Source organism: Leptothrix toolikensis (SeqCode), from assembly GCF_057922285.1.
Genome location: NZ_JBYSVC010000079.1, coordinates 1 through 11,216 on the forward strand (window position 1 = coordinate 1; position 11,216 = coordinate 11,216).

The following is an 11,216-nucleotide window of genomic DNA, read 5'->3' on the forward strand; positions in this document are numbered from 1 at the left end:
GGCCGACGAGGAGCAGGCCTCGGGCGGCGAGGGTGGGGCCGATGGCGCGGGCGATGGCGAAGTCGCGCTCGCTGAGGGGTTGGGCCACGCCTTTGCCGCCGGCGGCGAGGTTGCCGCGCACTTCACCCCCTTGGGGGATGCGGGCTAGGCAAAACGGCACCGGCTCGCCGCCGATCACCAAGATGCGCTTGTCGCCTTGGGCAATGGCGGGCAAGTAGCGCTGCACCATCAAGGTTTGGGCCCCGTCTTGGTTGAGGGTTTCGATGATCGCGCCCAAGTTCAGGCCATCCGCACCGACGCGGAAGATGCCCATGCCGCCCATGCCGTCCAGGGGCTTCAAGATGATGTCGCCGTGCTCGGCGTGAAAGGCCCGCACCGCAGCGGCCGAGCGCGTCACCAGCGTCGGCGGGATGAACTGTGGAAACTCAAGGATCGCCAGCTTTTCGGGGTGATCGCGCAGGGCGGAGGGTTTGTTGAACACCTTGGCACCCTCGCGCTCGGCTTGCTGCAACAGGTGCGTGGCGTAGAAATATTCGCTGTCGAAGGGCGGGTCTTTGCGCATCAGGACCGCGTCCACATCGGCCAGCGCCAACTCGGCGGTGGCGATCACCTCGAACCAAGCGTGGGCATCGGCACCGTCGCCCGTCAACACGAGGGTGCGGGCTTGGCGCGCCACCACCCGGCCGCCGCGCAGCCAAACCAAGTCGGCGGGCTCACAGGCGTGCAGGCAATGCCCGCGCCGCGCTGCCTCACGCATCATCGCGAAGGTGCTGTCCTTGTGGGTCTTGAACGTTTCGAGCGGGTCGGCAACAAAAAGCAGGTCCATGGGGAAGAGGGCATTCAGCAAAGCGGGGCGTCAGTGTTGCATAGCCTTGCAGCCCCGTGGGGCACGGAGCAGCGAGACACCAAACAGACACATGGCACGCCTAGAATCGCGCCCTCTCCGCCTTGTCATGACGCCTACTGCCGTGCCGATTTCCCGCAAGACCTTCGACATGCCAGCCCGCTTGGCGCTGCTGATCGGTGCCATTTTTTGCCAGACGCCTTGGGCGCTGAGCCTGAGTGACGCCGAGCAGCAAGCCCTACAAAACCACCCCGATGCCCGTTTGGCCGCTGCGGGTCGGGATGCGGCTGCGGCTGCAAAAATCACTGCGGGTCAAGCGGTGAACCCGACGCTGGCGCTGCAAACCGGCAACATGAATCCGGGCAACGGCATGGGCGCTTGGCCGATCATCCGCAGCCCGATGGATGCCTCCATAGGGCTGAGCTACCTGATTGAGCGCGGCGACAAACGCGCCTTGCGCACCCAAGCGGCCCAAGCCGGCCTCGGCGTGGCGCAGCACGACGAAGCTGAACTGCGCCGCCAACTGCGCTTGGGTGTCCACCTGAGCTACTTCGATCTCAAGCTGGCCCAAGACCGCGAAAGCTGGGTGCAGAGCTCGGTCGAGCTACAGCAACGTGCTTTCGAGCTGGCCCACAAACGTTTTCAAAGCGGCGACCTCTCGGCCGTTGATGTGGCCCGGCTGCAAACCGAGCTGGTGCGCGCCCGAGCCGATCTGCGCAGCGCCCAAGCCAACACGCTGCAAGCTCGCCAGACCCTGGCGCAACGCCTTGGCCCTGAGGCGCAACCCAAAGCGGCCGAACTGAGCGCCGATGACGCCTATCCGCAAGCACCCACCTCTCTGGACGCCCCTGCGGTCGCTGAACGGGCGGATGTACGCAGCGCCGCCCAGCGGGTCACTGCGGCCGAACAAAGCTTGGCCCTAAGCCGCGCCAGCACCACGCGCGATGTGACGGTCGGCGTGGCCCTAGAGCGCCATCCGCAAACCAACGGCTCGGTCAGTCTGATGATGAGCATGCCGCTGTTTTGGGGCTACAGCTTCGAGGGTGAACAACGCAAAGCGGAAGTGGATCTCGACATGTCCCGACTCCAGCGCCAGCGCAGCGAAATGAACGCCCAAACCGATCAGGCCATCGCCCAAGAGCAACTCAAGGCCGCCACCCTGCGGCGCAGCGAGCTCGACGGCCCGGCCCAACAAGCCGCCCGGCAGGCGCTCGACGGCATGGAGCTGGCCTACCGCAAGGGCGCGGCCTCGCTCACCGATGTTTTGGATGCCCGCCGGCAATGGCAGGCTTTGCAACTTGATCTGGTCCAGGCCCGTGCCGATGAGGCCAAAGCCCTCAGCACTTGGCTGGCGGCAACCCAATGGGAACGTTGATGGATAAAACGCTGATGAAAACGTCGATGGGCGGTGCCAAGGTCGTGAAGATCGTGAAGGGCGTGAAGGGCGTGAAGGGGGTGGTGTTGACCACCCTGCTCGTGAACGTGCTGAGTGCCTGCCATGCCCCCGAGGCCGAGGCACCGAAGATCGCCCCGCCGGTGGTGCAAGCGCAAAGCATTTTGTACAGCGCCAGCAGCCCGCAGTTGGCGGTGATCAAAACCTTCAAGGTCCAAGTCCAAGCCCAGCGCGAGATTGAGCTGACCGGCCGTGTCGGCTGGGATGAAGACCACACCAGCCGGATCACCGCCCCCGTGGCCGGCCGCATATTGCGCTTAGAAGCCCAACCGAGCCAAGCGGTCAGCGCCGGGCAGGTGCTGGCCAAACTCAGTTCACCCGATTTCGGCCAAGCCCAAGCCGATGCCGCTCGGGCACGCGCTGAGGTGATCCAAGCCCAACGGGCTTTTGATCGTGCCCAAGAGCTGGAAGCTGCGGGTGCTGTGGCCCGGCGCGAGCTGGAAGCTGCCCAAGCCGACCGCGACCGCACCAAGGCCGAACAAGCCCGCAGCGAGGCCCGCTTGGCAGGCTACGGCAACGCGGCCTCGGGCTCCGATCAGCTCTTTGCCCTGCGCAGCCCAATCAGCGGTTGGGTGGTGGAGCGCAACGCCAACATCGGCCAAGAACTGCGGCCCGATCAAGGCGGACCGGGTGTGCCAGCGTTGTTCGTCATCAGCGACCCGCGCCACCTCTGGGTCAATTTCGATGTACCGGAAGGACTGGCCAGCCAAGTTCGTCCGGGGATCTCGATTGATCTGCGCTTGGACGCCCTGTCCAACCGGGCCGCCACCGCGACCCAAGTGATTCAAGTGGCCGACAGCCTCGACCCCCAAACCCGCACCTTGCGCGTGCGCGCTGCGCTGCCCAACCCAGACCGCAGCCTCAAGGCCGAGATGTTTGTGCATGGCACGCTGCACCTGACAACTGCTGAGCCCCAGCCGATGATTCCGTCCCAAGCGGTGGTGTTGGTCGAGGGCAAGCATTACGTTTTTGTGCTGACCGAGCCGGGGCATTTCACACGTCGCCAAATCCAAGCCGAAGACGCGGGCATTGCCCAAGTGCGTGTACGCAGCGGCCTGAAAGCCGATGAGCAGATCGTGATCGAAGGCAGCTTGATGCTGCAACAAGTCTTGGCCAATGCCGGAGTCCACGGATGATCAAGTCCTTGGTGTCCTCGGCCCTGCGCCAGCCCCTGTTTGTGATCATGGGGTTGATCCTCTTTATCGGCGGGGGCGTCATCGCCTTCAACAACCTGCCGGTGGAGGCCTTCCCCGACATCTCCGACACCCAGGTGCAGGTGATCACGCTCTACCCCGGTCACGCGGCTGAAGAGGTCGAGAAACAGGTGACGATGCCGATCGAGACCGCGCTTTCGGGCGTGCCGCACGCCGTGCGGGTGTTCTCGCATACGCAGTTCGGCCTGTCGTACATGGTGATCACCTTCAGCGACAAGGCGGACGACTACTTTGCCCGCGCGCAGATCACCGAGCGACTGCGCGACGCCGACCTGCCCGACGGGGTCAAACCCTCACTCGGGCCGCTGAGTTCGGCCATCGGCGAGATTTTTCGCTATCGCCTCAAAGGCGATCACCTCAGCTCGACGCAGTTGCGTGAGTTGCAAGACTGGGTGATGGAGCGCCAGCTCAAGACCGTGCCCGGCGTGGCCGATGTGGTCAGTTTTGGCGGTCTGATCAAGACCTATGAAGTCCAGCCCGATCTGGGCCGCCTGCGCGACCATCGCCTCTCGGTGAGTCAACTGGCCAACGCCGTTTCACGCGGCAACGCCAATGCCGGTGGTGGCTCGGTCGAACAGGGCCGGCAGCAGTATTTGATCCGGGGCATCGGCTTGCTACGTTCAGCCGCCGACTTGGAAAACATCGTGGTGGCCGAAAGCAACGGTGTGCCAGTGCTGGTGCGCGACGTGGCCAAGGTGGCCATCAGCGCCGTGCCGCGCCAAGGTGTCGCCGGTCAGGACGAGACCGACGACATCGTCTACGGCTTGGTGCTGATGCGCAAAGGCGAAAACGCCTCGGTGGTGCTGGAAGGCGTCAAGGCCAAGATCGAAGCGCTCAAGCAAAGCAGTTTGCCGGCAGGCGTGAGCATTGCGCCGTTCTACGACCGCTCTTGGCTGATCGATAAAACCCTGCATACCGTCTTTGGCAACTTGCTGGAAGGCGCGTTGCTGGTGGCGCTGGTGCTGTACCTGTTCTTGTCGAATCTGCGGGCCGCAGCCATCGTGGCGATGGTGATTCCGCTCTCGCTCTTGGCGACCTTCATCGGTCTCAAGTTGATCGGCATTCCGGCCAACTTGCTTTCCTTGGGCTCCATGGACTTCGGCATCATCGTCGATGGGGCGGTGATCATCGTCGAGCACATCGTCCATCAACTCAGCCTGACACCCAGAACGCCAAGCCCGGGGACCACCGCCGCTGAAGAGCACGAAAGCCGCCTACGCACAGTGCTCAACGCCACCATCGACGTGGGTCGGCCGACGCTGTTTTCGATGCTGATCATCATCGCGGCGCACATCCCGATCTTCACCTTGCAGCGCCACGAAGGCCGGATCTTCGCGCCGATGGCGTATTCGGTGACCTCGGCGCTGATCGGCTCGCTGATCGTCTCGCTGACCTTGGTGCCGCTGCTGAGCTTGAAGTTCCTGCGTGGCCCGATGCCGCACGGCGACAACTGGCTGATGCGCTGGGCCAAGGCCACTTATTTACCCGCGCTGCAATGGGCCTTGGGCCACAAGCGCATCGTGCTCGGCGTGGCGGGGCTGGCCTTGACGGCCAGCATGGTTGGGGCCACCCATCTGGGCACCGAGTTCTTGCCGGAATTGAACGAAGGCTCCATCTGGCTCAACGCCAGCTTGGAGCCCAGCGTCTCGATCACCGAAGCCCAAAGCCAAGTGCGCCGTATCCGCGAGATCGTGCGCTCCGTGCCCGAGGTGCATACGATCATCTCCAAGCTCGGCCGCCCCGAAGATGGCTCGGACCCGAAGATCGCTTCGCAGGTCGAAGCCTTGATTGATTTGTCGCCCGAAGAGACGTGGACGCGCGGTTTGAGCAAAGCCCAAGTGCTGGCTGAGATCGACGCCAAGCTCGACGCTCTGCCGGGGATTGAGACCAGCTTTTCGCAACCGATCCGCGACAACGTGCTGGAAAGCATTTCGCAAATCGACGGCCAAGTGGTCATCAAGGTCACGGGCGATGACCTCGACAAGCTGCAAAACTATGGCCGCACCATTTTGGAAAGCATCAGCGGCGTGGCCGGCGTGTCGCGCTCCTTCATCGACCGCAACGGCCAGTTGCCGCAGTTCCGCATCGAGATCGACCGCGCCCGCGCTGCACGCTATGGGCTCAATGTCGGTGACGTGGAGGACGTGATCGAGTCGGCCTTGGGTGGCAAAAACACCACCACGGTCTGGGAAGGCGAGCGGCGCTTTGACGTCACCATCCGCTTAGGGCCGGACGACCGCACCCCGCACCGCATCCGCTCTTTGTTAATCCCCACCACCAGCGGCGCTCAAGTGCCACTGGCTGACATTGCCGAGTTCCGCCATGTATCGGGGGCGATGAACATCGCGCGCGAGAACGGTCGGCGCGTGATGTCGATTGGTGTCTTCATCCAAGGGCGCGACATGGGCAGTGTGGTGACCGACATGCAAGCGCAGGTGCAGGCCAAGGTCAAGCTCGAAACCGGCTACGCCTTGGCGTGGTCGGGCGAGTTTGAGAACCAGCAACGCGCCATGAAACGCCTGTCATGGGTCGTGCCGCTGTCGATCCTGCTGATTTTCATGCTGCTGTTCGACGCCTTCAAGTCGCTCAAAACCGCCTCGCTGATCATCGCCAACATCCCGTTTGCGCTGATCGGCGGCATCGTGGCGCTCTTGATCACCGACATCCCGTTGTCAGTCTCGGCCGCTATTGGCTTCATCGCCTTGTTTGGTCAGGCGGTGCTCAACGGCGTGGTGATGCTGTCGCACTTCAACGACCTGCGCCGCAAGGGCCGCTCCGTTGAAGAAGCGGTGGTCGAAGGCTCGCTTGATCGCCTGCGCACCGTGCTGATGACCGCCTTGCTGGCGATGCTGGGCTTGCTGCCGATGGCGCTTTCGCATGCCATTGGCTCTGAAACCCAGCGTCCGCTGGCGGTGGTGGTGATCGGCGGCCTGATCTCCGCCACCCTGCTGACCCTGCTGGTGCTGCCCACGCTCTACGTCATGACGCACCGCAAGCGAGACCCCATGGTGTAACTCAGAACGTGTAGCCGTCCTCGGCCTTGACGCCGGCGAGCTGCTCCAGCAGGCGCGCCAGCGGCGTCAGGACCGAGTAGCGCATCGCCACGTGGTGCGCGTGACGCCAGACCAAGGGCAGATCCTTCAGATAGGCGGACTTGCCATCCCGGTGGTTCAGGCGCGCAAAGATGCCCAGCACTTTGAGGTGCCTGTGCAAGCCCATCCATTCCAGATCGCGCCAAAACAGGCCGAAGTCGTCTTGCACCGGCACGCCGGCCTTCTTGGCTTGCTGCCAGTAACGCGCGGCCCAGTCGATCTGCTGCGGCTCGTCCCACTCGATGTAGGCGTCGCGCAAGAGCGAGACCACGTCATAGGTGACCGGGCCCCAAACGGCGTCTTGGAAATCAAGCACGCCCGGGTTGGTGCCATGACCGGCACCCTGAGCCGTCTCGGCACCGGGGCGGGTGCCGAGCATCAAATTGCGGCTGTGATAGTCACGATGCACCAGCACCATGGGCTGGTCTTCGCACGTCTTGAGGATCAACTCAAACGTCTTTTCCAGCTGCTTGCTCTGGGTCTCGGTCAAGGTCACACCGCAATGGCGCTGCACGTACCACTCGGGGAAAAGATCCAGCTCACGACGCAGCAGCACGCGGTCATAAACGGGCACTTGGCCTTCGGCTTGGATGCCTTGCAGCGTCACCAGCGCACCGAGCGCGTCGCGGTAGAGCGTATCGGCCAGCTTGAAGCCGGTCGGGCTGGCGAGATCGAGGGCTTGCAACACCGACAAATAGGTGCGGCTGCCCAAGTCACTGAGCAGCATGAAGCCTTGGGCCTCGTTCCAGGCCAGCACCTCGGGGGCATGCACGCCGCCCGCAGCGAGCAAGGCCGCCACGCTCACAAAGGGCTTGCAATCTTCGTGGCTGGGCGGCGCGTCCATGACGATGAAAGACTGCGCCGGGCTGGGCCAGCAGAGGTCGGCGTTTTGATCGATGCGCAAATAGCGCCGGAAGCTGGCGTCCGCGCTGGCCAGCCGTAGCGAGGCCGGATCAAGCCGGTAGATGGGAGCGGTCTCGGTCAGCCAAGCCTCAAAAGCAGCATGGCGATCCGTATCGGTCCAAGACACCGCCAGCGGCGAGGTGACAAGGCAGTCAGCAGAGACATCGAGGAGGAGCGTCGGATTCAGGTTCACGGTAGGTAGCCCGGCGGAGTGGGCGACCGGGCGCATGAAATAATCGGAGGATTCTAGCGAGCGCTCCCTATGTGGCCGCTCCGCTCTTCCGCCATCCCCGCCCCACGCGCCCACGTCGATCTGGATCTGTGTTGTTCCCTCCGCTTCGCTCTTGGCTACGCGCCCTTTTCTGGCTTGCTGGGCTCCATGCCGCCGCAACGCCGGCCCAGCAGACAACATCCGGCCCGATCCGCATCGAGGCCGACAGCTTGCGCGGGCGCATGGATACCGACTTGGTGGCTGAAGGCAGCGTGCTGTTGCAGCAAAACCGCTTTAGCCTGCGTGCGGATCGACTCAGCTACGACTTGGCCTCGCAGCAGACCAAAGCCCAAGGTCAGGTGGAGTTGCTGAGCGACGGCAATGTCTTTCGGGGCACGGAGCTCGATTTCAACGCCCACTCACTCAACGGTCGGCTGCAAGCGCCGCAATACCGTTTTGGCCGCACCCAGGCGAGCGGCCAGGCCGAGTTCATCGAGTTCAAGGGGCCCGATCACGTCGAGGCCCAAGGATCGACCTACAGCAGCTGCCCGGCCCCCAAGGACGAGGGCACCCTGCCGTGGGTGCTGACCACCAAGCACCTCTCGCTCGATTTCGCACGCAACGAAGGGGTCGCTGAAGGGGCGGTGGTACGTTTCTATGACGTGCCGATCTTGGCGTTGCCGATCATGAGTTTTCCGATCAGCACCGAGCGCAAATCCGGCTGGCTCCCCCCGGTGCTGAATCTGTCCAACACCAGCGGGGTGGAATTTGGTGTGCCCTATTACTGGAATATCGCCCCCAACCGCGACGCCACCATCACGCCGATCGTGTCTTCGCGGCGCGGCTTGGAGCTGGACGGCGAGTTCCGCTACTTAGAGACGGGTTTGCGCGGCACCGCCAACGTGGTGGCCCTGCCTTATGACGAATCGGCCAAGACACAGCGCTGGGCGGCGCGTTGGCAGCATGCCGGCACGATCAACCGCGATTGGCACTACAACTGGGCCACCTTGCGGGTCTCGGACGATAACTACTGGCAAGACGGGCTGCACGGTGCCGAGAACTGGACCCCCCGACTGCTCGAATCCCGCGCCACCTTGCAACGCAACGCCCACTGGCAGTTCGGTTCACTCAATCTCGATCAGCAGTTCTATGCCCAAGCGCAGCAATGGCAGGTGCTGCAATCGCCCTTGGCATCGGCCGCCATCGTGGCTCCTTACCGACGCGATCCGCAGATGGGCTTGCGTTGGCAGGCCCGCTCAGAGGCTTTGGAAGCGCAACTGGAGACCGAGTACAACCGCTTCGCTCACGACGACCCCACCATGCTGCAAGGCGCACGCGCCCATGGGCTGGGTTCGGTGGCGTGGCATTTTGGCGATGAGGGCTGGCAAATTTCGCCCAAACTGCTGGTCAACAGCGCGCAATACACCTTGGAGCAACCGTTGGTCACGGGTGATTTGTCTTACTTTCGGACTATCCCGAGCTTCAGTCTGGACAACCAGTGGGTTTTTGAGCGCCCAACCCAGTGGGGTGCTCAAGGGCTGACCCAGACGCTGGAGCCGCACTTGCTGTACGTGCGTACCCCTTGGTACGACCAGTCGATGGTGCCGCGCTTTGACAGCGCCGCGCTCGACATCAACGCGGCCACCATCTTTGCCGACACCGCGTTCTCGGGCATCGACCGGGTGGCGGATGCGAACCGCATCACCGCTGGGGTGCGCTCGCGCTGGCTCTCGGATCGCACGGGTGCCGAAGTCGCCCGGGTCGATTTGGCCCAGCGCATGCTGCTGGAGCCGCAACGTATCACCGACGACGGCCAACCCCTGACGCGGCAGTTCTCTGATTTGCTGCTTTCCGGCAGTGTGAACACCGATCCGCATTGGCGCTTTGAAGGCTCGGTGCAGCACGACCCGGAAATCAGCCGCATCAGCCGCTCGGTGCTCAGCGGCCAGTATTCGCCCGGACCGTTCCGCACCGTCAGTGCGATTTATCGTCTGCAACGGGGCACCAGCGAACAAATCGCCTTGGGCTGGCAATGGCCGATCTCGGGAGAAACGGCCCAGCCAGGGGCCAGTCCGGTCAGCACCGATTGCCAAGGCACCCTCTACGGCGTGGGCCGCTTTGACTACAGCATGCGCGACGAGCGCCTCACCGGCATGATCGGTGGGCTCGAATACGATGCCGGCTGCTGGATCGGGCGCTTCGTGGTCCAGCACCAATCCACCCTGCCCAACACCGCCACCACCCGCTTGCTGTTCCAGTTGGAACTGGTTGGCCTGTCGCGGCTGGGCCAGAACCCCCTCACGGTGTTGAAGGACAATATCCCCGGCTACCGCTTGCTGCGTGATTTCGGTACGACCCTGGGTACCACCAGCTCAGCGCCCCCTTCTCCATCTTCCCCGTCTTCCTTGCCTTAGCCTGCCTTGTGTTCCATCCATGACGTTGCCCCTGTTTATGTCTGAGCTGCTTTGCTGCCCCCCAAAGCCCCGCCGACCGCTGCGGGCCTTGTTGGCGCTGTCCATGGCGGTGACCAGCCTCACCATGATCATGGCCGCCGAAGCCGCCCCCGCCGCCAAACCGGGGGTCACACCGGCCCCCATCGTCACCGGAGCGATCCGCCAAGAAGGCGACTTCATCGTCGCCGTGGTCAATCAAGAAGTGGTGACCAACGCCGAAGTCGAAGCACGGCTGTTTCGGATCTTGGATGAAGCACGTCGGACCCGCGTCGCCGCACCGCCGCAGGAGGATCTGCGCCGGCAAATCTTGGACCAGCTCATCGGCGAACGCGCCCAGCTCAGCATGGCCCGAGACGTGGGCATCCGCATCGACGACCTAGAAATCGACCGCGCCGTGGCCAATGTGGCCGAGCAGAACAAAGTCAGCGTGGCCCAACTGCGTGAGCAACTGAAGGCCGAAGGCTATGACTACACGCGGCTGCGCAACAACCTGCGTGACCAGATCCTCTTGGAGCGTGTGCGTGAGCGCGAAGTGCAAGCACGCATCCGCATCACCGAGACCGACATCGAAGATTGGTTGAGTGCTGAACGGGCCAAAGCGGGGCTGGTCATCGAGTACGACATCGCCCAAATCCTGATCAGCCTGCCCGAGAACGCCAGCGCCACCGAACTTGAACAACGACGCCAACGCGCTCAAGAGGCCCTGAACCGAGCCACCCGCGCTGGCAGCGACTTTGCGGTGGTGGTGCAAGCGTTCTCCGATGGCCCCAAGGACAAGGGCGGAGCCTTGGGCCTGCGCACCGCACAACGGCTGCCCGATTTGTTTGTCGAAGCGGTTCGGCCCTTGAGCGCCGGCCAAGTCGCCCCCACGACCCTTAAATCGGGCGCGGGATTTCACATCATCAAGCTGCTAGAGCGTCGTGATCCGACCCTGAGCGTGGTGCAACACCATGCCCGCCACATCCTGCTGCGCCCCGGCCCGGGCCTGACCCCCGAAGCCGCCCAAACCAGGCTGAAGGATTTCAAGCAGCAAGTCGAGTCGGGCA

Annotated in this window: 7 protein-coding genes; 5 read left to right on the forward strand and 2 right to left on the reverse strand. The window is 63.6% G+C overall.

Features of this window, described 5'->3' with window-relative positions:
• The coding region (gshB, locus tag AC3VI7_RS10545) for a glutathione synthase (protein WP_489671506.1) at positions 1-826 on the reverse strand (826 nt) is incomplete at its 3' end.
• A 127-nt stretch (positions 827-953) separates the two neighbouring features.
• Between gshB and AC3VI7_RS10550 the strand changes: the two genes are divergently transcribed.
• Genes AC3VI7_RS10550 through AC3VI7_RS10560 form a run of 3 tightly spaced genes read left to right on the forward strand, consistent with a single transcriptional unit; the run spans position 954 to position 6,525 of the window.
• Positions 954-2,219 carry a TolC family protein gene (locus AC3VI7_RS10550; RefSeq protein WP_489671336.1) on the forward strand — a complete coding sequence of 422 codons (1,266 nt, stop codon included), beginning with the start codon at positions 954-956 and terminating at the stop codon, positions 2,217-2,219.
• Positions 2,220-2,233: 14 nt separating this feature from the next.
• Positions 2,234-3,433 carry an efflux RND transporter periplasmic adaptor subunit gene (locus AC3VI7_RS10555; RefSeq protein WP_489671335.1) on the forward strand — a complete coding sequence of 400 codons (1,200 nt, stop codon included), beginning with the start codon at positions 2,234-2,236 and terminating at the stop codon, positions 3,431-3,433.
• On the forward strand, positions 3,430-6,525 hold the full coding sequence (locus tag AC3VI7_RS10560) for an efflux RND transporter permease subunit (protein ID WP_489671507.1): 3,096 nt from the start codon (positions 3,430-3,432) through the stop codon (positions 6,523-6,525). Before AC3VI7_RS10555 ends, AC3VI7_RS10560 begins: the two co-directional genes overlap by 4 nt.
• 1 nt (position 6,526) lies before the next feature.
• Here the strand turns inward: AC3VI7_RS10560 and AC3VI7_RS10565 are convergent, their stop codons facing one another.
• Complete coding sequence (locus AC3VI7_RS10565) at positions 6,527-7,735, reverse strand: aminoglycoside phosphotransferase family protein (RefSeq protein WP_489669584.1); 1,209 nt, start codon at positions 7,733-7,735, stop codon at positions 6,527-6,529.
• Between the two features lie 95 nt (positions 7,736-7,830).
• On the opposite strand from AC3VI7_RS10565, the gene AC3VI7_RS10570 reads away from it, so the two are divergent.
• Together AC3VI7_RS10570 and AC3VI7_RS10575 are read left to right on the forward strand one after the other, a co-directional pair.
• On the forward strand, positions 7,831-10,131 hold the full coding sequence (locus AC3VI7_RS10570) for an LPS-assembly protein LptD (protein ID WP_489669585.1): 2,301 nt from the start codon (positions 7,831-7,833) through the stop codon (positions 10,129-10,131).
• Positions 10,132-10,150: 19 nt separating this feature from the next.
• Positions 10,151-11,216: SurA N-terminal domain-containing protein (locus tag AC3VI7_RS10575; RefSeq protein ID WP_489671508.1), on the forward strand; the 1,066-nt coding region annotated here is incomplete at its 3' end.

What these genes read in the sequence shown, in the direction of transcription:
- AC3VI7_RS10555 (WP_489671335.1), top strand. Translation starts at nt 2,234, where the DNA reads ATGAAAACGTCGATGGGCGGTGCCAAGGTCGTGAAGATCGTGAAGGGC.
- AC3VI7_RS10565 (WP_489669584.1), bottom strand. Translation starts at nt 7,735, where the DNA reads ATGCGCCCGGTCGCCCACTCCGCCGGGCTACCTACCGTGAACCTGAAT.
- AC3VI7_RS10550 (WP_489671336.1), top strand. Translation starts at nt 954, where the DNA reads ATGACGCCTACTGCCGTGCCGATTTCCCGCAAGACCTTCGACATGCCA.
- AC3VI7_RS10560 (WP_489671507.1), top strand. Translation starts at nt 3,430, where the DNA reads ATGATCAAGTCCTTGGTGTCCTCGGCCCTGCGCCAGCCCCTGTTTGTG.